1 protein-coding gene is annotated in these 233 nt (G+C 65.7%); it reads right to left on the reverse strand.

Annotation, left to right across the window (positions count from 1 at the left end):
• A partial coding sequence (locus ACQG3P_RS24330; protein ID WP_426806485.1) for an ABC transporter permease occupies nucleotides 1-233 on the reverse strand: 233 nt, incomplete at both ends.

Consider the following 233-nt stretch of genomic DNA (forward strand, 5'->3'; position numbering starts at 1 on the left):
ACCAGCATGCAGCCGGCAATGATGCCGGTGCGCGTCAGCGGCAGGGTGATGCGCAGGAACGCCTGCCACGGCTTGGCACCGCGGTCGTAGGCCGCCTCCAGCAGGCGGTTGTCCAGCTTCACCAGGTTGGCGTACAGCGGCAGCACCATGAACGGCTGGTAGCAGTACACGATGCCGATGTAGGCGGCGGTCGGGGTGTACAGGATCTGCAGCGGTGCATCGATGACCCCGAT

Origin of the sequence: Stenotrophomonas sp. SrG, from assembly GCF_050031795.1 — a bacterium.
Lineage (GTDB): Bacteria > Pseudomonadota > Gammaproteobacteria > Xanthomonadales > Xanthomonadaceae > Stenotrophomonas > Stenotrophomonas rhizophila_A.